General features: G+C 68.0%; 29 protein-coding genes. 7 read left to right on the top strand and 22 right to left on the bottom strand.

The window, feature by feature from the left end; all coding sequences use genetic code 11:
* Nucleotides 1–5: 5 nt before the first annotated feature.
* The 5 genes from RQG82_RS19240 to infC all read right to left on the bottom strand — a co-directional run bounded on the left by RQG82_RS19240 (nucleotide 6) and on the right by infC (nucleotide 3,002).
* Entirely contained in the window at nucleotides 6–674 is a 669-nt protein-coding gene (locus RQG82_RS19240) for a response regulator transcription factor (protein WP_311260388.1), read from the bottom strand.
* A 76-nt stretch (nucleotides 675–750) separates the two neighbouring features.
* Nucleotides 751–1,563 (bottom strand): RNA methyltransferase, encoded by an 813-nt coding sequence (locus tag RQG82_RS19235; RefSeq protein WP_311260387.1) that lies wholly within the window; start codon nucleotides 1,561–1,563, stop codon nucleotides 751–753.
* Between the two features lie 102 nt (nucleotides 1,564–1,665).
* The gene (gene rplT, locus RQG82_RS19230) at nucleotides 1,666–2,052 is read right to left on the bottom strand and encodes a 50S ribosomal protein L20 (protein ID WP_029262486.1); all 387 of its coding nucleotides are present in this window, start codon (nucleotides 2,050–2,052) and stop codon (nucleotides 1,666–1,668) included.
* Between the two features lie 32 nt (nucleotides 2,053–2,084).
* Nucleotides 2,085–2,279 carry a 50S ribosomal protein L35 gene (gene rpmI / locus RQG82_RS19225; protein WP_036278714.1) on the bottom strand — a complete coding sequence of 65 codons (195 nt, stop codon included), beginning with the start codon at nucleotides 2,277–2,279 and terminating at the stop codon, nucleotides 2,085–2,087.
* Nucleotides 2,280–2,351: 72 nt separating this feature from the next.
* Entirely contained in the window at nucleotides 2,352–3,002 is a 651-nt protein-coding gene (gene infC / locus RQG82_RS19220) for a translation initiation factor IF-3 (RefSeq protein WP_311260412.1), read from the bottom strand.
* A gap of 232 nt (nucleotides 3,003–3,234) precedes the next feature.
* Here infC and RQG82_RS19215 point away from each other — a divergent pair, with 232 nt between their 5' ends.
* Complete coding sequence (locus RQG82_RS19215; RefSeq protein ID WP_042536542.1) at nucleotides 3,235–3,633, top strand: DUF1844 domain-containing protein; 399 nt, start codon at nucleotides 3,235–3,237, stop codon at nucleotides 3,631–3,633.
* A gap of 48 nt (nucleotides 3,634–3,681) precedes the next feature.
* On the opposite strand, the gene RQG82_RS19210 is transcribed toward RQG82_RS19215, so the two are convergent.
* Together RQG82_RS19210 and priA are read right to left on the bottom strand one after the other, a co-directional pair.
* Nucleotides 3,682–4,521 (bottom strand): SseB family protein, encoded by an 840-nt coding sequence (locus tag RQG82_RS19210; RefSeq protein WP_311260386.1) that lies wholly within the window; start codon nucleotides 4,519–4,521, stop codon nucleotides 3,682–3,684.
* The gene (priA, locus tag RQG82_RS19205) at nucleotides 4,505–5,251 is read right to left on the bottom strand and encodes a bifunctional 1-(5-phosphoribosyl)-5-((5-phosphoribosylamino)methylideneamino)imidazole-4-carboxamide isomerase/phosphoribosylanthranilate isomerase PriA (protein ID WP_311260385.1); all 747 of its coding nucleotides are present in this window, start codon (nucleotides 5,249–5,251) and stop codon (nucleotides 4,505–4,507) included. The genes RQG82_RS19210 and priA overlap by 17 nt, the downstream gene beginning before the upstream one ends.
* A gap of 154 nt (nucleotides 5,252–5,405) precedes the next feature.
* Here priA and RQG82_RS19200 point away from each other — a divergent pair, with 154 nt between their 5' ends.
* A complete protein-coding gene (locus tag RQG82_RS19200; RefSeq protein ID WP_311260384.1) occupies nucleotides 5,406–6,965 on the top strand; it encodes an AAA family ATPase in 1,560 nt (519 codons plus the stop codon).
* Nucleotides 6,966–7,038: 73 nt separating this feature from the next.
* On the opposite strand, the gene hisH is transcribed toward RQG82_RS19200, so the two are convergent.
* From hisH to RQG82_RS19180, 4 genes are all read right to left on the bottom strand, one after another.
* Nucleotides 7,039–7,680, bottom strand: a complete 642-nt coding sequence (gene hisH, locus RQG82_RS19195) for an imidazole glycerol phosphate synthase subunit HisH (RefSeq protein WP_311260383.1) — start codon at nucleotides 7,678–7,680, stop codon at nucleotides 7,039–7,041.
* Nucleotides 7,677–8,294, bottom strand: a complete 618-nt coding sequence (gene hisB, locus RQG82_RS19190) for an imidazoleglycerol-phosphate dehydratase HisB (RefSeq protein WP_311260382.1) — start codon at nucleotides 8,292–8,294, stop codon at nucleotides 7,677–7,679. The genes hisH and hisB overlap by 4 nt, the downstream gene beginning before the upstream one ends.
* Entirely contained in the window at nucleotides 8,291–9,385 is a 1,095-nt protein-coding gene (locus RQG82_RS19185) for a histidinol-phosphate transaminase (protein ID WP_311260381.1), read from the bottom strand. The genes hisB and RQG82_RS19185 overlap by 4 nt, the downstream gene beginning before the upstream one ends.
* Before the next feature lie 91 nt (nucleotides 9,386–9,476).
* Entirely contained in the window at nucleotides 9,477–9,839 is a 363-nt protein-coding gene (locus tag RQG82_RS19180; RefSeq protein WP_311260380.1) for a LysM peptidoglycan-binding domain-containing protein, read from the bottom strand.
* A gap of 281 nt (nucleotides 9,840–10,120) precedes the next feature.
* Here RQG82_RS19180 and lexA point away from each other — a divergent pair, with 281 nt between their 5' ends.
* The gene (gene lexA, locus RQG82_RS19175) at nucleotides 10,121–10,807 is read left to right on the top strand and encodes a transcriptional repressor LexA (protein ID WP_311260379.1); all 687 of its coding nucleotides are present in this window, start codon (nucleotides 10,121–10,123) and stop codon (nucleotides 10,805–10,807) included.
* A gap of 108 nt (nucleotides 10,808–10,915) precedes the next feature.
* The gene (locus tag RQG82_RS19170) at nucleotides 10,916–12,775 is read left to right on the top strand and encodes a prolyl oligopeptidase family serine peptidase (RefSeq protein ID WP_311260378.1); all 1,860 of its coding nucleotides are present in this window, start codon (nucleotides 10,916–10,918) and stop codon (nucleotides 12,773–12,775) included.
* On the opposite strand, the gene smpB is transcribed toward RQG82_RS19170, so the two are convergent.
* The 3 genes from smpB to ftsE form a co-directional block, all read right to left on the bottom strand.
* A complete protein-coding gene (smpB, locus tag RQG82_RS19165; RefSeq protein WP_042536531.1) occupies nucleotides 12,776–13,252 on the bottom strand; it encodes an SsrA-binding protein SmpB in 477 nt (158 codons plus the stop codon).
* Between the two features lie 84 nt (nucleotides 13,253–13,336).
* Complete coding sequence (ftsX, locus tag RQG82_RS19160; protein WP_311260377.1) at nucleotides 13,337–14,251, bottom strand: permease-like cell division protein FtsX; 915 nt, start codon at nucleotides 14,249–14,251, stop codon at nucleotides 13,337–13,339.
* A complete protein-coding gene (ftsE, locus tag RQG82_RS19155; protein ID WP_311260376.1) occupies nucleotides 14,248–15,309 on the bottom strand; it encodes a cell division ATP-binding protein FtsE in 1,062 nt (353 codons plus the stop codon). Before ftsE ends, ftsX begins: the two co-directional genes overlap by 4 nt.
* A 139-nt stretch (nucleotides 15,310–15,448) precedes the next feature.
* Between ftsE and RQG82_RS19150 the strand changes: the two genes are divergently transcribed.
* Nucleotides 15,449–16,861 carry a DUF2510 domain-containing protein gene (locus RQG82_RS19150; RefSeq protein ID WP_311260375.1) on the top strand — a complete coding sequence of 471 codons (1,413 nt, stop codon included), beginning with the start codon at nucleotides 15,449–15,451 and terminating at the stop codon, nucleotides 16,859–16,861.
* 185 nt (nucleotides 16,862–17,046) lie between these two features.
* Here RQG82_RS19150 and prfB read toward each other — a convergent pair whose 3' ends face one another.
* Nucleotides 17,047–18,156 (bottom strand): peptide chain release factor 2, encoded by a 1,110-nt coding sequence (gene prfB / locus RQG82_RS19145; RefSeq protein WP_311260374.1) that lies wholly within the window; start codon nucleotides 18,154–18,156, stop codon nucleotides 17,047–17,049.
* A gap of 108 nt (nucleotides 18,157–18,264) precedes the next feature.
* On the opposite strand from prfB, the gene RQG82_RS19140 reads away from it, so the two are divergent.
* Together RQG82_RS19140 and RQG82_RS19135 are read left to right on the top strand one after the other, a co-directional pair.
* Nucleotides 18,265–19,497, top strand: coding sequence for an MFS transporter (locus tag RQG82_RS19140; RefSeq protein WP_311260411.1), 1,233 nt, complete (start codon nucleotides 18,265–18,267; stop codon nucleotides 19,495–19,497).
* Nucleotides 19,494–20,054 (top strand): NUDIX domain-containing protein, encoded by a 561-nt coding sequence (locus tag RQG82_RS19135; protein WP_311260373.1) that lies wholly within the window; start codon nucleotides 19,494–19,496, stop codon nucleotides 20,052–20,054. The genes RQG82_RS19140 and RQG82_RS19135 overlap by 4 nt, the downstream gene beginning before the upstream one ends.
* 45 nt (nucleotides 20,055–20,099) lie before the next feature.
* Here RQG82_RS19135 and RQG82_RS19130 read toward each other — a convergent pair whose 3' ends face one another.
* The 7 genes from RQG82_RS19130 to RQG82_RS19100 are packed head-to-tail and all read right to left on the bottom strand — an operon-like array spanning nucleotide 20,100 to nucleotide 24,130.
* Nucleotides 20,100–20,483, bottom strand: coding sequence for a hypothetical protein (locus tag RQG82_RS19130; protein ID WP_311260372.1), 384 nt, complete (start codon nucleotides 20,481–20,483; stop codon nucleotides 20,100–20,102).
* A gap of 23 nt (nucleotides 20,484–20,506) precedes the next feature.
* The gene (locus RQG82_RS19125; RefSeq protein ID WP_311260371.1) at nucleotides 20,507–20,941 is read right to left on the bottom strand and encodes a TadE family protein; all 435 of its coding nucleotides are present in this window, start codon (nucleotides 20,939–20,941) and stop codon (nucleotides 20,507–20,509) included.
* Nucleotides 20,931–21,335 carry a TadE/TadG family type IV pilus assembly protein gene (locus RQG82_RS19120; protein WP_311260370.1) on the bottom strand — a complete coding sequence of 135 codons (405 nt, stop codon included), beginning with the start codon at nucleotides 21,333–21,335 and terminating at the stop codon, nucleotides 20,931–20,933. The genes RQG82_RS19125 and RQG82_RS19120 overlap by 11 nt, the downstream gene beginning before the upstream one ends.
* Nucleotides 21,336–21,347: 12 nt before the next feature.
* Entirely contained in the window at nucleotides 21,348–21,560 is a 213-nt protein-coding gene (locus RQG82_RS19115; protein ID WP_311260369.1) for a hypothetical protein, read from the bottom strand.
* A gap of 19 nt (nucleotides 21,561–21,579) precedes the next feature.
* Entirely contained in the window at nucleotides 21,580–22,518 is a 939-nt protein-coding gene (locus RQG82_RS19110) for a type II secretion system F family protein (RefSeq protein WP_311260368.1), read from the bottom strand.
* Complete coding sequence (locus RQG82_RS19105) at nucleotides 22,515–23,372, bottom strand: type II secretion system F family protein (RefSeq protein ID WP_311260367.1); 858 nt, start codon at nucleotides 23,370–23,372, stop codon at nucleotides 22,515–22,517. Before RQG82_RS19105 ends, RQG82_RS19110 begins: the two co-directional genes overlap by 4 nt.
* Complete coding sequence (locus RQG82_RS19100; RefSeq protein WP_311260366.1) at nucleotides 23,369–24,130, bottom strand: CpaF/VirB11 family protein; 762 nt, start codon at nucleotides 24,128–24,130, stop codon at nucleotides 23,369–23,371. Before RQG82_RS19100 ends, RQG82_RS19105 begins: the two co-directional genes overlap by 4 nt.
* Nucleotides 24,131–24,139 lie beyond the last annotated feature (9 nt).

The following is a 24,139-nucleotide window of genomic DNA, read 5'->3' as shown; positions in this document are numbered from 1 at the left end:
GACGGCTATCCAGCCAGCCGGTAGCCGACACCGCGCACGGTCTCGATCAGATGACGCTGGCCCACCTTCTTGCGGATCGCGCCGACGTGCACCTCGAGGGAGTGCCCGAACCCGCGCCAGTCGGTGTTCCAGACCTCGCGGATGAGCCTCTCCTTCGGCACGGCCACTCCGGGGTACCGCGCGAGCACCGCCACGATGTCGAACTCCTTGCGAGTGAGTTCGATCGGCGACCGGTCGATGAGCACCTGCCGAGCGATGAGGTCGATCTCCACATCGCCGTCCTGCAGCCGCACACGCGCCTCGGACTCCGGCCGCACCGGTCGCGAACGTCGAGTGACGGCCTCGATGCGAGCCAGGAGCTCATGCACGTCGTACGGTTTGACGACGAAGTCGTCGGCTCCGGCCCGCAGCCCTCTGATGCGCTCGGTGACCTGGTTGCGCGCTGTCACGATGACGATCGGCACCTCGGAGCGACCGCGGATCCGGCGGCAGAGGTCGATGCCGTCCACATCGGGCAGACCGAGATCGAGGAGCACCACCTCGGTGTCCGCACCCAGCTTCTGCAGGGCGGACGCACCGTCTGCCGCGCGCACGGTCGCATATCCGGATCGCGCGAGGAATGCCTCGAGTGCAGCGGCGACGCGCTCGTCGTCCTCCACGATCAGAATCTGCATCGACCCTGGGTCCCCTTCTCCGCTCGAGCAGGGACAAACCTACCAGCAGAGCGAGAGACCGCCTGGCCGGCTGCGATCAGGCGGAGGATGCCGCCCGCTGCGCGAACGCGCTCTCGTAGAGGCAGACGCTCGCTGCCGTGGCCAGATTCAGTGACTCGGCTCGACCGAAGATCGGCAGCCTCAGCACCTGGTCGGCCTGGGCGAGCGCTTCGTCTTCGAGACCGTGCGCCTCGTTGCCGAACAGCCAGGCCGTCGGCTCGGCGAGGACTCCGTCTGCGCGGGCGCGAAGAAGATCGTCGCCCTTCACGTCCGCAGCGAGGATCTGAAGACCGGCAGCATGTGCCTTCTCGACCACGTCGGCGAGCTCCGCACCCACCGACACGGGCAGATGGAACAGCGACCCCGTCGTCGCACGCACGACCTTCGGGTTGTAGGGGTCGACCGTGCGTCCGGTGAGAACGACGGCATCCGCCCCCGCCGCGTCGGCCGCCCGGATGATCGTTCCGAGGTTTCCCGGGTCCCTGATCTCCTCGCAGATCGCGACGAGACGCGGGGAGCCCGCGAAGATGTCGCGCACAGAAGTGGGTGCCTGACGGACGACCGCGACCAGTCCCTGCGGTGTGACAGTGTCGGCCATCGCGTTCAGCACATACTCGGTCACGTGCTCGACGTCGATGCCGGCATCCGATGCCTTCGCGCGGATGTCCGGATGCTTCTCCCAGCCGGTGGGGGTCGCGAACAGCTCGACGATCGCCTCGGGACTGTAGGTCAGCGCCTCTCGGACCGCCTGAGGTCCTTCGAGGAGGTAGAGCCCTGTCTCTGCTCGCGCGCTGCGCTTGGTCAGCTTGGCGACGGCACGGACTCGGGGCGAACGGGGGTTCTCCAGCACGTTCACAGTCTAGAGAACGGCAGAGCGGTTCCTGCGCAAACGCCGGGCGAACGACAGAGGACGCCCTCCCGAAGGAGAGCGTCCTCTGTGGTGAAGAGCTGCTTACGCAGCGGACTTCGGAGCGTTGACGTCAGAGGGCAGAGCCTTCTTCGCCGTCTCGACCAGCGTCGTGAAGGTCGCTGCGTCGTTGACCGCGAGGTCGGCGAGCATACGACGGTCGACAGTGACACCCGCGAGACCGAGGCCCTGGATGAAGCGGTTGTACGTGATGCCGTTCTGGCGTGCAGCAGCGTTGATGCGCTGGATCCAGAGACGACGGAAGTCGCCCTTGCGCTTGCGACGGTCACGGTACGAGTAGACCAGCGAGTGGATGACCTGCTCTTTGGCCTTGCGGTACAGGCGCGAACGCTGACCGCGGTAACCCTTTGCGCGCTCGAGGATGACCCGACGCTTCTTGTGGGCGTTTACCGCCCGCTTGACTCTTGCCATTTTCCTGTGTTCCTATTCGTGCGTCGGGCGCGTCAGCGGCCGAGAAGCTTCTTGGCCGTCTTGGTGTCAGCCTTCGAGAGCACCTGGTCCTGGTTCAGACGACGGGTGCGCCGGCTCGACTTGTGCTCGAGGTTGTGGCGCATACCGGCCTGCTGCTTCTTCAGCTTGCCGCTGCCGGTGATCTTGAAGCGCTTCTTAGCACCCGAGTGGGTCTTCTGCTTCGGCATCTTCTCTTCCTTCGTATGGCGCCTTCTCAGGCGACGGTGTCAACCCGCGGTGCGGGAGTCTGGGGGCGGGAGTTACTCCGCTGCGGCCTCGGCCGGTGCGTCAGCCTCGCTCTTGGCTTCGCGAGCAGCCTGCTTGTTCGCTGCGCGCTGGGCGTCGCGAACCGCGTTCTGCTCCTGCTTGGCCTCGGACTTGCTCTTGAGCGGAGCCACGATCATGACCATGTTGCGACCGTCGATGGTCGGGTTCGACTCGACGGTTCCGAGCTCGGCGACGTCCTCGGCGAACTTGCGGAGGAGGCGGACACCCTGCTCGGGTCGCGACTGCTCACGGCCGCGGAACAGGATCATGGCCTTGACCTTGTCGCCGGCCTTGAGGAAGCCCTCGGCGCGCTTGAGCTTGGTCGTGTAGTCGTGCGCCTCGATCTTCAGGCGGAAGCGGACCTCCTTGAGGATGGTGTTCGCCTGGTTGCGGCGAGCTTCCTTCTCCTTCTGGGCGGCTTCGTACTTGAACTTGCCGTAGTCCATGATCTTGACCACAGGCGGCTTCGAGTTCGGGGCGACCTCGACGAGGTCGAGGTCGGCTTCCTGCGCAAGGCGCAGCGCCGCCTCGATGCGGACGACGCCGATCTGCTCACCCGCGGGGCCGACGAGGCGGACCTCGGGGACGCGGATGCGCTCATTGGTGCGGGGATCGCTGATGCGTAACTCCTTAGACGATGGGATTCAGCCACCAGGACGCAGTCAGCATCCCGGGCGAAATCAGAATCGTCCCCCACCCACCGGCATTCAGACGCCGGCTCCGCACCCTGCCTGCCGCATCGGTCTGACGACGCGATCCGGTGGAGTGCAAGACCCGGTAGCCTGGAACGGCAAGCGCGGGTGGGAAGTGAATCCTCTTTCGTACCGGAGCATGACGCTCCGGAGCCCGACACAGTCTAACAGAAGGCAAGGCGAAGTGACGAACCAGGCATCGGATGAGGCTGCACGCGAGCGCGAAGAGCGCTGGGCACGGCAGGAGGAAGCGGCGTCTTCCGCCACCCGGGACATCGCGGATGTTCCGGCGGTCGAGGTCATCACGACCGCAGCCGTGCACCTCATGAGCGCAGCGGCGGTCAAGCTCGGCCTCGCCGACGACCCGCACGCGGCAGAGCAGCTCGATCTCGACGAGGCTCGCAAGCTGATCAACTCTCTGGCCGGTCTCATCACCGCCGGCGCACCGGAGATCAGCGACATGCACGCACGCTCGCTGCGTGACGGGCTGCGCTCATTGCAGCTCGCGTTCCGCGAGGCATCGACCATCCCCGACCCGATCGGCAAGGGCCCGGGCGAGAAGTGGACAGGGCCGGTCAACTAGCCGGTCCGTGCCGCTTCGGTCGGCCGGCCGGCGACATCGCCGCGCCGGTCAGGCCGAGCGACGCAGCTTCACGGTGAGGGAATCCACGAGCACCGCGATGCGGTCATCCGACGCCCACCGTTGCGCCAGACGTGCGAGCACGGCGTCGAGCACCTCACGTTCCAGGCCGTCGACCAGCTCGAGGATGACGATCAGCTCCGGTCCGCGCAGACGCGCGTCCGGGTCGCCTGCGGCGACAGACACGTCGATCACTGCGAGTTCGTGCGCGACGCTCGCCTGCAGGGCGCCGAACACCTCGGGAGAGAGGAAGCTCGGCTCCCAGCCATGCCCCTGCGCGATCGCCCACACCGCCGGACGACGGAAGACGAACTCCGTGTCCGACGTCGGATCGAGCACGATGAGGTCCGTGTCATCCGCGGACGCCGCGAGTGCGGCGCGCGTCGCTTCGACCGGAATCGGTCGAGCCGTGGCGTCCCAGCGCTGCATCGCCTCGACCGAGGAGAACACCGGCTGCACGCGACGACCATCCGGCGCGGCCACCGTCACGATGGACAGCTCCTGCGTCTTGTCGACCGCGAGACCACTGGGGGCCATGCCCTCCTCGCCTTTCTCGGCGATGAGGGGGATCAGCACCCGCGCCGTGCGGAAGGCATCGACGACCTCGGTCTGAGCGCCCTCCCCCGCGCGGAAGCGCAGAAGGGCATCGAGCAGCGCCGGGTCGGCGGAACCGTCGTCGGCCGCGTGCGGATTCGACTCGAAGCTGCGCCCCTCCCAGGGCACACCTGCAGAGTCGCCCTGGATCGGCGACGCGTGATGCGGCGACGCCGCGTTCGGCGAGGTGTGATCGTGCGAGCCGTGGCCGCTGGCGTCGTCAGTCCCCTGCGACATCCAGAGCCTCAGCCAGCGTGAAGGCGCCGGCGTAGAGCGCCTTGCCGACGATCGCACCTTCGACGCCCAGCGGCACCAGCTCGCGGAGCGCGGCGATGTCGTCGAGGCTCGAGATGCCACCGGATGCCACGACAGGTTTCGGTGTGCGCGCGGTGACCTCGCGGAGCAGCTCGAGGTTCGGGCCCTTGAGGGTTCCGTCCTTCGTCACGTCGGTCACGACGTAGCGGCTGCAGCCGGCATCCTCGAGACGCTCGAGCACCTCCCAGAGGTCGCCGCCCTCTTTCGTCCAGCCGCGGGCGGCCAGCGTCGTGCCGCGGACATCGAGCCCCACGGCGATCGCCTCACCGAAGCGACCGATCACATCGGCGGCCCACTCGGGGTTCTCCAACGCGGCGGTGCCGAGGTTGATCCGGGTCGCGCCGCTCTCGAGAGCCGCTTCGAGCGTCGCATCGTCGCGGATGCCACCAGAGAGCTCGACGCTGACGTTCTTGAACTGCTTGATGACCTTGCGCAGGATCGGGGCGTTGCTGCCCCGACCGAAGGCTGCGTCGAGGTCGACGAGGTGAATCCACTTCGCGCCCTGCGCGACCCACTCCCCCGCGGCGTCGAGCGGGTCGCCGTAACTGGTCTCGGTGCCGGCTTCGCCCTGGGTGAGACGGACTGCCTTGCCGCCGGCGACATCGACGGCGGGGAGCAGAGTGAGAGAGGGAGACTGCGCGAAGTCGTTCATGACGTCCTCAAGTGAGATGGATAGCCGATTCGCCGGCACGAGAATCGACACTAGCCCGCGCATCCGCCCGCTCCAAAACGATGACGGCTGAGAACATCGTGTGCCACGCGGTAGCCTCGATGAGGGCCCTGTTCGGTCGATGAGGAGATATTGCATGGTGCGCGATGCGGAAGCGCGAGGAGGCGGACCCCTGCGGCGCGGGAATGCGCTGCCTCCCGAGACTCCGGATGACAGCGCGCAGCCGCCGGTCGCACCAGACGACGCCCCCGTCGACGCGCGTCAGCTCCCGCTGACCGCACCCGCGCCGTCGACCCCGCCCGTGCCCGGGACGCGCGCAGCCGCCGCTGCTGCGTGGGCGGCAGCATCCGCAGCGACTCCGCCGACCGGAACTCCCCGAGTGGTCAGCCCAGCGGGCCCGGTCTCCCGACCGCCCGCAGCACCCGCAGCGCCCTCGATTCCCGGACCGCCGTCAGCCGTGTGGTCCGAACCGCAGAGCCCTGGCACTCCCGATGCTGACGCCCGGCCGGCAGCGAAAGCTGTGCCCCCGGCCGTCCCGCCTGTGCCGACGCCGGCACCGGCGACCCCTGCAGCGACGCCTGCTGCTCCGACACCGACACCGACACCGACACCGGCTGCTCCGGCGCCCGCGCTTGCGAATGGTGTGCCGCAGAGCCAGACGCCAGGCCTGCCGCCCACCCCGCCGCTGCCGACCACCACGGCTCCGACCGCTCCGAACGCCGCCGCGGCGGAGTCGGCGTCGTCGGCATCATCGCGTCGTCAGCAGCGCGAGCAGGGCGTCGGACGACGCTCGTTCCTGCAGGAGGAGCGCCGAGAAGAGCCCGCACGTCAGGGCGGGCGCGGGCTGCTCAATCGCGTCGGTTTCTCTCTCGGACCCAACGCTCGTGAGCGAGGCGTGCGCGACGACGAGCATGCCGTGAGCCGTCATTGGCCGGGGCCACGCACCGTCGCGGTCGTCAACGGCAAGGGCGGGGCGGGCAAGACGCCGGCCACAGTGCTGCTGTCCGCGGTCTTCGCCCAATACGGCGGCGCCGGAGTTCTGGCCTGGGACAACAACCAGACCCGCGGCACGCTCGGCTGGCGCACCGAGACGGGGTCGCACGACCGCACGCTCCTCGAACTGCTTCCACAGACGCAGCGCCTGCTGGGAGCCCAGGGGCAGTCCGCGGACCTCGCGCACTTCGTACATCACCAGCCGCAGGAGAAGTACGATGTGCTGCGGTCGAAGCCGATCCGGCTCGCGCACGAGAACCGGCTGCGGCCCGCCGACGTCGACTCCATCCATGCGATCGCGGCCAAGTTCTATCGACTGATCATCATCGACTCCGGCAACGACGAATCCGACCCCATGTGGTTGCGGATGATCGACCTCGCCGACCAGATCGTCGTCGCGACGACGACCCGCGACGACCATGCCGAAGCCGGCGCTCTGCTGCTCGAGGCGCTCGAGGACCGCGACGAGCGCTCAGCGCGGCTCGCGCGGGAATCGGTGGTCGTCGTCAGCCAGGCGGATCCGAAGGCATCGCCCGCAGAGGTGACAGACGTGATCGCGGGCTACCAGCCCCTGGCGCGCGAAGTCGTCGGCATCCCCTTCGACCGCGAGATGGTCGACGGTCACCTTCGTCTTCGTGCGCTCGCGGCGCCGACGCAGCGATCCTGGCTCTCGGCTGCAGCTGCCGTCGCGCGCGGTTTCTGAACATCCCGGCGAGCGGTCACCGACACGCCGCGTTATCCGAGCAGCTCTCGATCCTGAGCGCTCGGCCGCGCCGTCAGGCTCGCAGGCTGTCGACCCAGTTGCGGAGCAACTGGATTCCGGCCTCTCCCGACTTCTCGGGGTGGAACTGGGTCGCGGAGAGAGGTCCGTTCTCGACGGCAGCGAGGAACGGATCTCCGTAGGTCGACCACGTGAGCACCGGCTGTGGGAACGGCGGGATGACATCGAGCTCCCACGACTGCGCAGCATAGGAGTGCACGAAGTAGAAGCGCTCGTTCTCGATGCCCTTGAACAGCACAGAGTCGGCTCCGGGCTCGACCGTGTTCCACCCCATGTGCGGCAGCACCGGCGCGTTGAGCTCGGTGACCGCTCCCGGCCACTCGCCGAGCCCTTCGGAGTCATGCCCGCGTTCGACGCCATGCGCGAAGAGGACCTGCATGCCGACGCAGATGCCGAGAACGGGGCGTCCGCCTGCGAGGCGACGGTCGATGATCTCGTCGCCACCGTGCGCGTAGAGCGCGTCTCGGACGGCCTGGAACGCACCGACGCCGGGCACCACGAGACCGTCTGCCTCGAGCGCCTCCTTGCGATCGCGGGTCAGCACCGCGTCAGCGCCCGCGGCGACGAGAGCCTTCACCGCCGAGTGGACGTTGCCCGATTCGTAGTCGAAGACGGCGACCCTGGGTGCCGAGCTCACAGCGCGCCCTTCGTCGACGGGATGCCGTCGACCAGGGGGTCGAGCGCTTTGGCCTGACGGAATGCCCGAGCGAACGCCTTGTACTCGGCTTCGGCGATGTGGTGGGGGTCGCGACCTCCGAGCACGCGCACGTGCACCGTCAGCCCCGCGTTGAAGGTGATCGCCTCGAAAGAGTGGCGCACCAGCGACCCGGTGAAGTGGCCCCCGATGAGGTGGTGCTCGAAACCGACGGGCTCTCCCGTGTGCACGAGGTAGGGGCGACCCGAGATGTCGACGACCGCCTGGGCGAGCGCCTCATCGAGCGGCACGAGCGCATCGCCGTAGCGGGAGATCCCGGACTTGTCGCCCAGCGCCTCGCGGATCGCCTGACCGAGAACGATCGAGATGTCCTCGACAGTGTGGTGCGCGTCGATCTGCGTGTCGCCGGAGGCGCGCACCGTGAGGTCGGTCAGCGAGTGCTTCGCGAACGCCGTCAGCATGTGATCGAAGAACGGCACCGACGTGTCGATACGGCTTGCACCGCTGCCGTCGAGGTTCAGTTCGAGCTCGACGGTGGACTCCGACGTGCTGCGTACACGCGTGGCGGTGCGCGGGGTCTGGGCGGTGGTGCTCATGATGCCGATCCTATCGAGGCGAGGGCATCGAGGAACGCGGTGGTCTCAGCCTCGGTGCCCGCAGTGACGCGGAGGTGGCCGGGAATCCCGACGTCGCGGATGAGGACTCCCTGCTCGTACAGCTCCTGCCAGACCTTCGCGGGCTCTGCGACTCCGCCGAACAGCACGAAGTTCGACCACGATTCGTGCGGCGTGTAGCCGAGCGCCTCGAGCGTCGCCGATATGCGGTCACGCTGCTCGACGATCTCCTCGACCATGCCGAGCATCACGCCCGAGTTCCGCAGCGCGGCGACGGCCGCCGCCTGAGTGAGAGCGCTGAGGTGATAGGGCAGACGCACGAGCCTCAGCGCGTCGATGAACGCAGGATCCGCCGCGAGATACCCCACGCGCGCGCCCGCGAATGCGAACGCCTTGCTCATGGTGCGAGACACTGCGAGCCGAGGGCGCCCCTCGAGCAGGGTGAGGGCGGATGCCGCCTCGCGCGGTGCGAACTCCTGGTAGGCCTCGTCGACGATCACGACTCCCGTCGATGCCTCGTAGACCGCCTCGACCACGTCGAGGCCGAGCGGTGTGCCCGTCGGATTGTTCGGGGAGCACAGGAGGATGACATCGGGGTCGACATCTCTGACCTGTGCCGCGGCCTCGTCAGGCGTGATCGTGTAGTCGGGCTGCCTGGTGCCGGCGACCCACCGTGCTCCGGTCCCCTTCGAGATCAGCGGATACATCGAGTAGGTCGGGCTGAAGCTGAACGCCGTGCGACCCGGCCCCCCGAACGCCTGGAGGACGTGCTGAAGGACCTCGTTCGACCCGTTGCCCGCCCAGATCTGGGCGGGTTCGAGACCGTGGCCGAGGTACTCGGCGAAGCCCTCGCGCAGTGTGGTGAACTCACGATCCGGATAGCGGTTGACGTCTCGGAGCGCGACCGCGATGTCGTCGAGGATGTCGCTGGCCACGGCGTCCGGAACCGGATGCGTGTTCTCATTGACGTTCAGTGCGATCGGGAGAGGCGCTTGCGGTGCTCCGTACGGGGTGAGCCCCCGGAGATCGTCGCGAAGCGGCAGGTCGTCAAGTGATGCAGTCACCCTTCCCATGGTAGGCCGCGTTCGCCCTGCGGATGCCCGTGGCGTCCGAGTATGAAGGTGAACTCGCCCGCTCCACTCCGCCGACCGGTGGAGGCGGGACTCACTCCGAGTACTGCGCCGGAATCGCGAGCTCCTGACCGATCTGCAGCTCGCCGCCACGCAGCAGGTTCAGACGCGTGATGTCACCGATCACGTCGCGCGGGTCGGCCCCGGGGGCGATGCTCTCGGCGATCGACCACAGGGTGTCGCCCGGCATCACGGTCACTGTGGCGAACGTCGCCGTCGCGGCCTGCTCGCCCGATGCCATCGCGCTTCCGCCGCTGAGCGCGGCGAACGCGATTCCGATGGCGAGGGGCACTGCGGCGACCGAGAGCACGACGCGTCGACCACGCGCCGTCAGCCGGAGCCGCGTCGCCGGACGAGCCGGAAGGACTGCTGCACTGCTGAAGGTGATGGTGCTCATGTCGTGCTCCTCTGCATCTACCGCGTGAGCGGTGAAGTTGGCGTAGCGTTCGCATCCGCGCCTCGGCCGGGAGCCGTGGATGCGAAGCTACGTACCGAAGTTATCTTCGAATTCGAACATCTGTCAAGCGTTCTTCGAAACAGAAGTAGGAGAATCGGCCGACACGCTCGAACAGATCTTCCACATCGGCGCGTTTCTCGGATACGGTTTCGATAGGAACACCCCACCACGGGCCTCCGACATTCGAACTGAGACGCCGGATCGCACACCTGAGGAGCACCATGAGCGACAACTCCGCCCCCGAGGCCGATGCCCCGCGCACTCGTCGCCGCAAGAGCCTGAGCCCTAAGCAGATGGCGATCCTCGAGGTCATCCAGACGTCGATCAGTCACTACGGCTATCCGCCGAGCATGCGCGAGATCGGCGACGCCGTCGGGCTCAAGTCGCTGTCCAGCGTCACTCATCAGCTGGGTCAGCTCGAGCTCAGCGGCTATCTGCGCCGCGATCCGGGCAAGACCCGCGCGATGGAGGTGCTCATCGACCTTCCAGGGACGAGCGGTGAGAACCCCGCCGATGTGGCGACGCCCGTCGGAGACGCCGCGCTTGTCCCCCTCGTCGGACGCATCGCCGCCGGCGTTCCGATCACGGCCGACCAGCAGGTCGAGGAGATCTTCCCGCTCCCCCGTCAGCTCGTCGGCAAGGGCGACCTGTTCATGCTCAAGGTGTCGGGCGAGTCGATGATCGACGCCGCGATCTGCGACGGCGACTGGGTCGTGGTGCGCTCGCAGAACAGCGCCGAGAACGGTGAGATCGTGGCCGCGATGCTCGACGGCGAGGCCACCGTCAAGGTGCTCAGGCGTCGCGACGGCCACACCTGGCTGCTCCCCCGGAACTCGGCTTTCGAGCCGATCCTCGGCGACGAGTCCGTCATCCTCGGCAAGATCGTCGCGGTGCTCCGCTCGGTCTGACCCTCTCCACACGGGTCTCGTGAACCGCGCGTTCCCAGAGGACCGGTGGCGACGCCCACTACCGCCCCCTGTGTGACGCGGCGCACCGGTGCACCATAGGCTCGAATCATGTCGTCGCCGTTCGGTACCTGGCCCTCCCCGTTCACTCCCGACCGGATCGCCGCGTCGTCTCCGAGGATCGAAGGTGCTGCCTTTATCGGCGAGAACATCTGGTGGGGCGAGTCGGTGCCCTCCGAGGGCGGGCGTGTGACCGTGCGCAGCTGCAACGGCGCCGAGATCCTTCCCGCTCCCTGGAGCGCGCGGTCACGCGTGCACGAGTACGGCGGCGGGGCGTGGACGGCTGATGCCGACGGCACGCTGTTCTTCGTCGACGCCAAGGATCAGCGGGTGCATCGCATGCCACGCGGGGGCGCTCCGGAGCCCCTCACCCCTGCGGGGCCGGCACACGGCGGCCTGCGCCTGCAGAACGGCCGGCTGTTCGCCGTGCGGGAGGACCTCTCGGTCGACCCCCACCAGCGCGGAATCGTCGAGATCCCCACCGACGGATCAGCAGCCGACGATCCGACGCTGGTGAAGGTGCTCGTGCAGGGAGAGTCGTTCTACGCGCATCCGGCGCTGTCTCCCGACGGGACGCGCGCCGCGTGGGTCGAATGGTCGGGCGACCGGATGCCGTGGCAGCGCGCGTCGCTGGTGCTCTCCGACGGCACCGGGCGCACAGAGCTGCCCACGCGAGCCGCCCTGCAGCCGGAGTGGACGGAGAACGACGAGATCCTGTACTCGGACGATCCGTCGGGTCGCTGGGCGCTGCACCGACAGCGCGTGGACGGCGTGCGAGCGGTCAGCCCCGCAGAACGGATCGACGACATCGACGCCGACACCGGATACGGGCTATGGGTGCTCGGAAACCGCTGGTACCGACCGCTCGCCGACGGCCGCATCGTCGCGGTGCGCACCAACGGACGCGACGAGGTGGTCGTCATCGAGCGGGACGGCGGCGCCCGCCGCATCCCCATTCCCGCCGACGGCCATGTCAGCGTCGACGATGTCGCAGGCTCCCGCGTGCTGCTCTCGGGCAACAGCTCGACGACAGCGCCCGGGGTCTGGTGCGTCGACGTCGACTCCGGAGACGTCGAGGTGGTTGCGGGAGCGACGCCGACGGATCCGTCGTGGATGTCCGCGGCATCCGAGGTCCTGGTCGATGGCGCGCACGGCCCCGTCCACGCCTTCGCGTATGAGCCCGTGAATCCGTCGGCTTCAGCCGCGGACGACGAGCTCGCGCCGTACATCGTGCTCGTGCACGGCGGTCCGACCGCCCACGTGACGGGCGCCGCATCAGGGGCGATCGCGTTCTGGACGAGCCGCGGCATCGGCGTGCTCGATGTCAACTACGGCGGGTCGACGGGCTACGGGCGTACCTACCGAGAACGACTCGACGGCGGATGGGGCGTGGTCGACGTCGACGATGTGATCGCTGCGGCGCGCGGCCTCGTCGACACCGGACTCGCCGACCCCGACCGCATCGCGATCCGCGGAGGCTCGGCGGGTGGCTGGACGGTGCTCTCGTCTCTCGTGCGTGGTGGAACGTTCGCCGCGGGCATCAGCAGATACGGCGTCGCCGACCTGCGGATGCTGAGCGAGCACTCTCACGACTTCGAGGCGCACTACATCGAGGGCCTGGTGGGGCCGCTGCCCGACGCAGAGTCCGTCTACATCGAGCGCTCGCCCCTCACCCACGTCGATCGGATCGACGTGCCGGTGCTGCTCATGCAGGGCGCCGAGGATCGCGTGGTGCCGCCGTCGCAGTCCGAGGCGATCCGCGATGCGCTGGCGCACCGCGGCGTCGAGCACGAGTACGTGCTCTACCCGGGTGAGGGCCACGGCTTCCGCGCGAGCGAGACCATCATCGATGCACTCGAGAGGGAGCTCGCGTTTCTCGGACGCGTGTTCGGCTTCACGCCCGCGCGCTGATCACTCGCCGACGCGGTTGCGCAGCCGCATGGCGCGATCGGCCTCACGGGTGTCCTGACGCTCGCGCAGGGTCTGACGCTTGTCGTATTCCTTCTTGCCCTTGGCGAGGGCGATCTCGACCTTGGCGCGACCGTCCGAGAAGTACAGCTTCAGCGGGATCAGCGTGTATCCACCCGCCGACACGGCATGCTGCAGCTTCGCGATCTCCTCGCGGTGCAGCAGCAGCTTTCGGACGCGCTTGGCGGAGTGGTTGGTCCAGTGCCCCTGCGAGTACTCCGGAATGTGCACCGAATCGAGGAACACCTCGTTTCCCTTGACGAACGCATACCCGTCGCTGAGGTTCGCGCGCCCCTGACGCAACGACTTGACCTCGGTGCCGGTGAGCACCATCCCCGCCTCGTACGACTTCTCGATGTTGTAGTCGTGACGTGCGCGACGATTGGTCGCGATGACCTTCTCCCCGCGTTCCCTGGGCATGATTCTCTCCTGATCCGTGTCGCGCAGTGGTTCCAGTGCCCTGGCGGGCGCACGACAGCCTGTCAGTCTATACCGGCGAGCCGGTCACGTGCGCAGCCAGCGTCGGATCGCGAAGCCCGCTGAGAGTGCGGCCAGCACGACGCCGATCCCGATCAGCACGGGGACGACGACGGCGGCATCCTGCATCGTCACCCACGTCGTGATGAACGGCACGCGTCCTCGAAGGTAGCCGTCGACACCGAAATGCACTCCGGCGACGACCGCCGCGCTCGCGAGTGCCGAGCCGAGGAACGCCGCGAACACGCCCTCGAGCACGAACGGCGTCTGGATGAAACGGTTGGATGCGCCCACCAGACGCATGATCCCGATCTCCTTGCGCCTGGCGTAGGCGGAGAGTCTGATGGTCGTGGCGATCAGCAGGATGGCGGCGATCAGCATCAGCGTGGCGATGCCCACCGCGATGTACGTCGCGACAGTCAACGCCGAGAAGAGCGGCTCGAGATACTGCAGTTGGTCCTGCACCTGCTCGACGCCGGCGACGCCGTTGAACGCCTCGGAGATCACCTGCGATTGGCCGGGGTCCTTCATCGTGACGAAGAAGACCTCGAAAGCCTGCTCAGGGGTGATCACACTCGCCTGGTCCTCGCCGAGCTGCTCGACGAGCTTGGCGTAGGTGTCTTCCTTGGAGTCGAAGCTGACCTCGCTGATGAGCGGGGCGAGCGCCTCGCCCTCGAGCTGGGATCGCACGGCGTTCACCTGCTCCTCCGAGGCGCCTCCGTCGACACAGGTGTCCTGCTCGGAGATGTCGGAGCACATGTAGACGGCGACCTGGGCCCGTTCGGTCCAGTAGCCGCGCATGGTGCCGATCTGCGCCTGCATGAGGATCGCGGCGCCGACGAAAGTCAGCGACACGAAGGTGACCAGAACGACGGAGATGACCATCGAGATGTTTCGCCGAAGGCCCCCGAGAGCCTCCGTGAGGATGAGTCCGATTCTCATGATGTCGGCCCCACTTCTTCGGAGCCGTCATCGGACAGGCCGAGGCGATCGGCTACGCCGAGCTCGGCGACGTCGACCTGCGGCACCACGATGGGATGCGTACGAGGCGCGACGGGCGCCTGGACGGCCACCGACTGCTCTTCGACGACGGGCGGCTCGATCGGCACGGCCTGCGCCTCCGGTGTCTCGGATGCGGTCGGCACGGCATCCGCGGATGCTCCTGCGGCCTTGCGCTGAGCGGTGAGCTCCTCAGCGAGCGCCGCTCGCACGAGGGAGAGGTCGGCGGTCTGGCGCTGCACCTCCTGCACTGCGGTGAGGGCGGCCGCGGCTGCGGCGCCGCGCACCTCCTCGGGGACGAGGCGTGGGATGTTCGACGTGTCTCCATAGCCGCCGTGCACTTCGTCTCGCACCATCTCGCCATCGCGGAGCTCGATCACTCTGCGCTGCATCTGGTCGACGAAGCCCGCTTCATGAGTCGCCATGAGCACGGTCGTACCGCCCGCGTTGATCCTCGCGAGAAGCTGCATGATGTCGACCGACGTCGCCGGGTCGAGGTTTCCGGTCGGCTCGTCCGCGAGCAGCACCTGGGGACGGTTGACGAGTGCCCGAGCGATCGCGACGCGCTGCTGCTCTCCGCCCGAGAGCTCGTGCGGCATCCGCTTCTGCTTGCCGTCGAGCCCGACCAGCGCGAGCGCCTCGGGGACGGCCTGCTGGATGAAACCGCGCGACGAGCCCGTCACCTGCAGGGTGAAGGCGACGTTCTGGTAGACGGTCTTCGACGGCAGCAGTCGGAAGTCCTGGAACACGGATCCGATATGGCGGCGGAAGTACGGCACCTTGCGGTTCGCGAGCGAACGCAGATCGCGTCCGAGCACGGCGACTCGACCGGTGGTCGGCACGTCCTCTCGGAGGATCAGCCGCAGACAGGACGACTTGCCCGACCCTGAAGCACCCACGAGGAAGACGAACTCCCCGCGCTGCACTTCGAAGTCGACACCGGACAGAGCGGGCCGTGAGGTCCCGCGATAGCGTTTCGTGACGTTCTCGAACCGAATCATGGCGGTTCGAGCCTAAGCGCGCCCGTTCATCTGCTCGCGAGCGACACCCCGCGCGAGCCCCCTGCGTGTCGCACTGCACTGCTATACATGGAGGTGCCGATCCATGCCCTCAGCGTGGACGATACTCCGAGGGGGAACCATGACGACGCCTGCAGGCTGGTATGACGACGGATCCGGACGCCAGCGCTGGTGGGACGGCACCCAGTGGACCGAGCACTTCGCGCCCGTCGTCGAGTCTGCGGAGTCCGCGGCAGACGAGTCGACCGCCGGTTCGGCCGATGACGAGGCGACGAACGCCGGGTCCGACTCGGCGGAGAACGCAGATCACGCATCGCCCGTCGGCGTCCCGGAGTCGGCGGCAGACGCCGAGACCGCCGCGTCTATCGAATCGGTCGCTGCTGTCGAGAGCCAGTCATGGAACGCCTCCGCGCCGTCCGACACCGATGCCGACGCACAGGCCCCGGCCGAAGCGCCTGCCTACGAGGTCATAGCTCCCGAGCCCGAGTCCTCCTGGTCTGCCTCCGAGACTCCCGCTGCAGAGCCCGGCAGCGCGCAGGAACCTGATTTCACCGCTCCGGAAGCCGCGACGCCGCTCGACGACACCGTGCCGCCGTATGCCGGAGGCGCACCCTCGTACCCCGGTGCCTCTGCGCCTGCGCAGCCCCAGGATTACCCCGTCGCCCCCGGCTACCCGGGTGCCGCAGCGCCGAGCTACCCGGGCGCCGCCTACGCGCCCGCAGGACAGCAGCCTGCAGGACAGCAGTACGGTGCTCCCACTGGTTACGCGCCCGCGTATGGAGCGACGCCCCCCGCAGCGCCGTCGGGTCCGTCCATCCTCGGCCTCGTCGGGCTCGGGCTCGCGGCGCTCGGCACCATCCTGTCGTGCATCCCCGTGATCTTCTGGCTCGGATGGCTCCTGCTGGGCGTGGGATTCATCGTCTCGCTGATCTCCCTGTTCCTCAAGGGCAAGAAGTGGCCGGGCATCTCCGGCCTCATCCTCTCGGTGATCGGTGCGATCATCGCGGTCGTCATGTTCTTCGTCATCGTCTTCGCGACGGTGTCGGAGGCCGTTCGCGACCTGCCTACGGCCCCGCCGTCGAGCGATTCGGACACCGGCACGGGAACAGAAGACGAGGGCACAGGAACCGACACCCCCGAGGTCGTCGAGGGCGAGATGGGCTCACCCGTGCCGATCAATCAGATGTCCGCGACGAGCGAGGTCACGATCCACTCGGCGACCTGGGCGACGAGCGACGGCTCGAGCATCCCCTCGACCAACGGCGGTTACGTGATCCTCGATGTCACCTTCACCGGCGTCTCGGGCACGAGCTACCTGAGTGCGTTCAACTTCGCCATCGAGACCGCTGAGGGCGTCGAGGGAACCTACGACTATTACGTCGATGGGATCGTGTCGGAAGAACTCGCCCCCGGCGAGTCGGTCGACGGCAAGATCACCTTCGACGTCGCGCAGAGCGAGTCCTACGACGTGATCTTCACCGACGAGTTCCTGCAGGAGGTCACGCGCATCACCGTCGCCCCGTCGGCCGGCTGAGACACAGCCCAGGGCGAATCCCGGCCCGCGGTGCCCGGCGGTTCGTATCGCAGGTGGGCCCGTGCCACGATGCTTCGGCATCCGGCACGGGCCCATTTTCGCTCCGAGTCCGTGCGTCGCCGTCAGGGCAGACGAGAAAAGCGGGCCGCCTCGAAGATGCAGCCCGCTGAAAGCGGAGAGTTCGCTCAGTCCTCTTCTTTGCGCTTGCGCCAACGGATGCCGGCCGAGATGAACCCGTCGATATCTCCATCGAACACGGCCGCCGGGTTGCCCGACTCGTGTCCGGTGCGGAGGTCCTTCACGAGCTGCTGGCCGTAGAGGAAGTACGAGCGCATCTGATCGCCCCAGCTCGCCGTGATGTTGCCGGCGAGTTCCTTCTTCTTCGCGGCCTCCTCCTCCTTCTGCAGGAGCAGGAGTCGGGTCTGCAGCACGCGCATGGCCGCTGCGCGGTTCTGGATCTGGGACTTCTCGTTCTGCATCGACACCACGATGCCGGTCGGCAGGTGGGTCAGGCGCACGGCGGAGTCGGTCGTGTTGACCGATTGGCCACCGGGACCCGATGAACGGAAGACGTCGACACGGATGTCGTTCTCGGGGATGTCGACCTCGGTCGCCTCCTCCATGAGAGGGATGACCTCGACAGCCGCGAACGACGTCTGGCGCTTGTCGGCAGAGCCGAACGGGCTGATGCGGGCGAGGCGATGCGTTCCGGCCTCGACCGACACCGTGCCGAACGCATAGGGCGCATCGATCTCGAACGTCGCCGACTTGATGCCCGCGCCCTCGGCGAACGAGGTGTCGAGCACCTTGACGGGGTACTTGTGGCGCTCGGCCCAGCGCAGGTACATGCGCATGAGCATCTCGGCGAAGTCGGTGGCGTCGTCGCCGCCGGCACCCGAGCGGATCGTGATGATGGCTGAACGCTCGTCGTACTCGCCGTCCATCAGCGTCTGGACCTCGAGCTGGTTGATGATCTCGGTGAGCGCGTTGAGTTCGACGCGAGCCTCGACAGCCGACTCCTCATCGCCCATCTCGTTCGCGAGGCCGACCAGCACCTCGAGGTCGTCGAGTCGACGACCGATGCCCTCGAGTCTGGCGAGCGCCGACTGCCGGTGGCTCAGCGCGCTGGTCACCTTCTGGGCGCGTTCGGGGTCGTCCCAGAGGTCCGGCACGCCGGCTTCCTCGCTGAGGCGCGCGATGTCGGAGCGGAGGGTCTCGACATCAATGACCTCGCGGATGTCACCGTAGGTGAGTCGCAGGGCCTGGATGTCGGCGGAGAGATCGAGTTCGAGCATGTCGCGTCCAGCCTAACGTGCCACCTGTGCAGGCGGGTACGGCGTTCGAACGGGAGTAGCGTGAAACGGGTGAGCAACGCATCCACGGTCCTGAGGCGATTCGGACCGATGGTGTACCTCCCCACCGTTCTGTTCTCACTCGGCGAGGGCGCCGTGATCCCGCTGATCCCGGTGATCGCCGCGCGCATGGGCGCCGATATCGCGTTCGCCGCGCTCGTGGCATCAGCGCTGGTCGTCGGCCAGCTCTGCGGAAACCTCCCTGCCGGCTGGGCCGTGGGCCGCATCGGCGAACGCTTCACGATGGTGATCGCCGGCGTGATCGCGATCGTGGCAGGCGTCAGCATGGTGTTCGCTCCCACGGTCGGCGTTCTGGCTGCGTCCGTCTTCCTCCTGGGCTTCTGCGCGGCCGCCTTCGGACTCGCCCGTCATGCATTCATGACGACGAGGGTGCCGATCGCCTTCCGTGCGCGGGCCCTTTCGCTGCTCGGTGGAAGCTTCCGCCTCGGGATCTTCATCGGGCCCTTCGTCGCGGCCGGTCTCCTGCAGCTTTTCGGTTCGGAGTCGGCGGCGATCTGGTTCTTCCTGGGGTGCCTCGTCGTGATGGTGCTGCTCGTACTGCTCGGCCCCGATCCCGAGAAGACGATCGCGCCGACCACCGCCGTGCGCACCGCTGCGCTTGCCGATGACTCGGGCGAACCGGTCACCGGCTCGATTCCCACGGCTGCGCGCGCCGGCATCTTCCGCACCATGTGGCAGCAGCGCAGTGTGCTCGGCCGGCTGGGGCTCGCCGCCGCATCGCTGTCGGCCGTGCGGTCCGCGCGGCAGGTCGTGCTGCCGCTGTGGGGGCTGTCGCTCGGCCTCGACGCGTCGACGATCGCTTTGGTCGTCGGCATCTCGGGCGCGATCGACTTCGCGCTGTTCTATGCGAGCGGCCAGGTGATGGACCGGTTCGGACGTCTCTGGGCAGCAATGCCGGCGATGGTGCTGATGGGAGCGGGATTCCTCGCGCTCTCGTTCACGCATGATCTGGATGCGGCGGTGCTGTGGTTCGGCATGTTCGCCGCAATGCTCGGAGTCGGCAACGGTCTCTCGAGCGGCATCCTGTTGACGCTGGGCGCCGACGTCGCCCCGAAGAGGGAGCCTGCAGCGTTCCTCGGCTCGTGGCGCACGCTGACGGATGCGGGAGGAGCTGCCGCTCCCCTGCTCGTGTCGGCGATCGTGGCGGTCGCCTCCCTGCCGATCGCAGCGGCGGCCATGGGAGTGATCGGCCTGGTCGGTGCGGGCGGGTTCATCCGCTGGATCCCCCGCTTCGTGCCCCGCTCGAAGGAGGAGCCTTCATGACCGCTGCCCTCGGCGCCGACGTGCGTCGCCTGGTCATCGGAGCCGCATCGTCGACGGATCACGAGCGTGATGCTGTCACGGACTTCGCGACGTTCTTCCCTGATGATCGCGGGCCGGTCCTGCGCGACGACGGTCAGCGCCACGCGACGGCGTCGGCGATGGTGTTCGATCCGTCGCTCACCCGCACGCTGCTGGTCTTCCACGCCAAAGGACGGTTCTGGGTGCAGCCAGGTGGACATCTCGAGCCCGACGACACGTCCATCGCGGAGGCCGCGCTGCGCGAGCTGCAGGAGGAGACCGGTGTCGACGTGCCTGCTCTCGTCGAGCCCCTGGTGTACGACCTCGACCATCATGAGCTGTCCTCCGCCTTCGGTCGCTGCGCCTCGCATCTCGACATCGGGGTGGCGGTCGTCGTCGGAGAGGGCCTCGACCTCGTCGTGAGCGAGGAGTCCGAGGACGTGCGCTGGTGGCCGATCGACGCGCTGCCCGATCAGTTGCCGGATGGATTCCACGGGCGCGTGCTCAGGCTGCGGGATCGCCTGCTGAGTCGACGCTGACGACCTGACAGTCTCCCGGGGTCACGAAGGAGCAGTGAGGAACGGTCAACGCAGGGCCGTGCGACTCGTCCCTGTCGCCTCCAGGCGCACGCTGTCTGGGACGAACAGCGACACGAGCGGCGGACTCCACATGGTGGCGACGGTCACCCGCGAGGAGTGGCCGTCGGGGCTCGACGCCGACTCCAGGGCCACCGGTGCCGTGAGTGCTGCGAGCAGCGACTCGGCCTGGTCTCTGACGCCCTGATCGGTGAGATCCGCGCGAGCAGTCTCGCCGTCGATCGCCAGCGTGAAACCGTCCGCTCCGGCGAGCGCTGCCGCGTCGGCGATCGCATCGAGTCTCTTCTGACAGATGTAGAGGTCGGTCGCGCAGACGCTCACGAAGATGAGGGCGAGCGCGAGCAGCGCGTAGCCGAGAGTCAGCAGCAGCACGCTTCCGTCGTCGCCTGCCCGCCTCACCCGCCACCCCAGAGGCGAGACAGCTTCTGCACCGCCGACCCCTCCACTGCGATCGATGAGGCCTCGTTCACTCCGAAGATCGTCGGCACGAGGGGCAGGGACGCCGACGTCGCGACCGTGACGGTCACGGTCGCGCCCGCCGACGGACATGCCACCTCGATGGGTGCGCAGGTCACAGACACCTCGATGGATTCCGCATCGATGCCGTACTGATCCGAGATGCTCGCGAGCACCTGCTCGCTCCGCACGGCTGCCGTGGCGGCATCCGGTGCGAGCGCGATCGCCCGTGCCGTGTGACGCGCGGCGGCCTCGACCCCCAGCGTCTGCTCCTGGACAGCACCGAGGGCGGTGATCAAGTACACGAGCGGCACCAGCAGGATGATGCCGACCGCGATGAACTCGAGGGCCGCCGAGCCGTCGTCATCCATCATCGAACGACTCCTCCGGTGCATGCGCCTGCACCTCCAGCGCGAACGGCACACCGAGCAGCCCGATCACGGGAAGCGTGGTGCGGATGCGCACCTCGATCGTCGGCTGAGCGAGGGACATCGAGCGGACGACCGTCACATCTTCGGCGTACGACTCGCCGACCGCACGAGTGATGACTTCCCGTGCGCGTTGGGCTCCCTGCTGTGTGGTCGTGTCTGCCAGAGCGGCGTGATAAGCGCCATCGACCGCCGCGTCATGCACGACGTTGCGCACGTAGACGGCGAGCGCGAGCTGCATCACGGCGAGGGTGAGGAGAGTGAGCAGCGTCCCCGCGAGCACGAACTCGACCGGGCTCGATCCGCGCTCGTCCGTGAAGGAGAGCCGTGTGACGGACATCGAGATATCCCGTCAGAGCCCAGACACACGCTGGATGGCCTGCTCGAACAGCGCACTGAGCGCAGGGCCGGCGACCGCCCAGATCAGCACCACGAGGCCGGCCGTCATCAGTGTGACCAGCACCCATCCTGGAACGTCTCCGGATTCGTCGTCGACGAGGTCCTCGAGGAGAGCCTGAGGGTGGGAGGCCGCGAAGCGGGCCCTCAGTGGTCGTGGAGTGTTCATGTCGTCCTTTCGTGATCGCTCAGCCGATGCCGAGTCGCAGAATGAAGAGGCCCGGGTAGATGGCGAAGAGCACGGAGAGCGGGAGGATCAGGAACACGAGCGGCAGGAGCATCAGGATCTCCTTGCGTCCGGCCTGTTCGATGAGAACCCGCTTGGCATCCTCACGCGCGTCACCGGCCTGCGCGTGCAGGACGGCCGCGAGCGGGGCACCGTGCTCGAGCGCAGCGATCACCTGGTCGATGGCGCGTGAGAGCCCCGGAAGCTGCAGCCGCACGGCCATCTCGGCAAGAGCGTCGGCCAACGGTGATCCGGTGCCCACAGCGAGAACCACGCGGCGAAACTCGCCGGTGAGCTCTCCGGATCCGACTGCGGCCACCCGGCGCAGGGAGTCGAGGAACCCCTCCCCTGCCGACAGACACAGAGCGAGGAACTCGAGGGTCGTCGGCAGCTCGTCGGTCAATCGGGCTCGACGAGATGAGACTCGTGCCGTGAGCTGCATGTCGTATCCGAAACCCGCGGCGGCCCCCAGGATGCCGGGCAGCAACGCGATCGGCGGACTCATGCGTCCCGTGATGGCGAGCACGATGACGGCGATCGCGCCGGTCACGATGCCTGCGAGAACCCAGCCGAGCTGACGCCCGCGGAAAGCGCCCTGCTCCAGAGGGAGCCCGGCCTGCTCGATCCTGCGGCGCAAAGCCTCTCCACCGCCGATCAGGCGCTCGAAGACCGCCAGCGATCGGAGCCACACCGTCCGGCCACCTGCGGAGAGTACTCCGACTCGTGGGAGTGCTCCGTCAGGCAGGTCGCCATCGGAGACCACGTCTCGCACGTATGGCGCGATCCGCAGTGACAGCGGCGTTGCCGACCAATGCGGCATGGCTGCGAGAATGCAGAGCACACCTGATCCGAGCGCGACGCCGCCGAGAACCGCGATCGCGGCTGCGGAGACCGGGTTCACCCGAACCACCTACCCGGCTCGGGCAGACGACCGATATGGATCATGATGCGGTACGCGATCACCGACACGGCAGCGCCGAGGCAGATCACCAGCATCCCCTCTGCAGTTCCGTAGGCGGCAGCTCCCTCGGGGCGCAGCACGAGCAGACCGAGGATGACCCAGGGCGCGACGGCGCCGAGCACCGCTGCGCCACGGATCCAGGACTGCCGGGCCTCGACCTCGCCGCGCAGCACCGCGTCTGCGCGAACCGACGACGACAGCGCGCGCAGAACGCCGGTGAGTTCGGTTCCGCCGACCTGTCTCGCCATGCGGAGCGTCTCGATGATCCGGTCGGCGATGGGATCGGCCAGCGCGGATTTCAGTCGATCGAGGCTCGTCTCGAATCGGCCGGTGGCGCGCAGATCCCTGGCGAACATGACGAAGGCTGGCCGTATCATCGAGGGCGATGACTCGGCCAGGCTCGCGACGGCGTCCGGCAGCGATAGCCCCACTCGGATGGAGGCGATCAGGAGGTCGCAGACGTCGGGCCAGAGCTGCCGCCGCAGCTTGCGCAGCCGCAGACGCCGCGATCGCACGAACACGATCGGCGCCACGGCTGCGGCCGCGCCTGCCAACCCGGCGAGGACCGGGATCGCCGTGAGGAGCCAGACGAGGGAGGCTGCGGCGAGCGCGACCGTCGCCATCACCAGCAGAAGCGTGCGCGGGCTGACGGAGGCGAGACCGCCCTCTTCGAGCAGCCGAGCCAGTCGCCCGCGGCGCCTGACCTTCTCTGCTTCCGGACGCGGGGGCCACAGCCATGGCGACGCGCACATCAGCAGGCCGGCGGCGAGCATCGCACCGAGCAGCACCGTCACCGAGTGCCTCCGACACCCTGCAGCTCGCCGCGTCGCCATGTCGTCCCGGCTGCGACGGTCGGGACGTCGCCACGGGTGTAGACCTCTCGAGCGACGATCCGCCCGTCGATCACCTCGCCGGTCGGCGCGATGACCTCGTGCACCCGTCGGACTCCGTCGTCGCCGCGCACGCAGTGCACGACGAGATCGACCGCTCCCGCGAGCGCAGGCACGATGAACGATCTGTCGATGTTCCGCCCGGCGAGCAGCGGCAGCAGCGTGAGCTTGTCGAGGGCCTCGGCGGCGGAGTTCGCGTGCACGGTCGCAGCGCCTGGCACGCCGGTGTTCAGCGCGAGGACGAGGTCGAGCGCCTCGGCGTCTCTGACCTCACCCACCACCAGGCGGTCGGGTCGCATCCTGAGCGCCTCTTTCACAAGCCTGCGCAGCGTGATCTCGCCCGTTCCCTCGAGGCTCGCCTGACGGCCCTGCAAAGAGACGACATCGGGACCCTGCACGGCGAGCTCGAAGGTCTCCTCGACGGTGATGATCCGCTGACGGTCGGAGCACGAGGCGAGCAGCGCACCGAGGAACGTGGTCTTGCCCGCATGCGTGGCACCCGACACGATGACGCTCCTGCCCGCACGCATCGCCTCGCGCAGTGCGTCGCCGAGGTCTGCGGTCAGAGCTCCATGCTCGACCAGCGCGTCGAGGGTGCGAAAGCGGGGCAGAAACTTGCGGATGTTGACCGCCCACGAGCCGCGGACGACAAACCCTCGCATGTTGCAGTG

The organism is Microbacterium sp. WCS2018Hpa-9, assembly GCF_031843745.1.
Lineage (GTDB): Bacteria > Actinomycetota > Actinomycetes > Actinomycetales > Microbacteriaceae > Microbacterium.
Note: the sequence above shows the minus strand (reverse complement) of the source record. Positions and strands in the feature narration are given on the sequence as shown.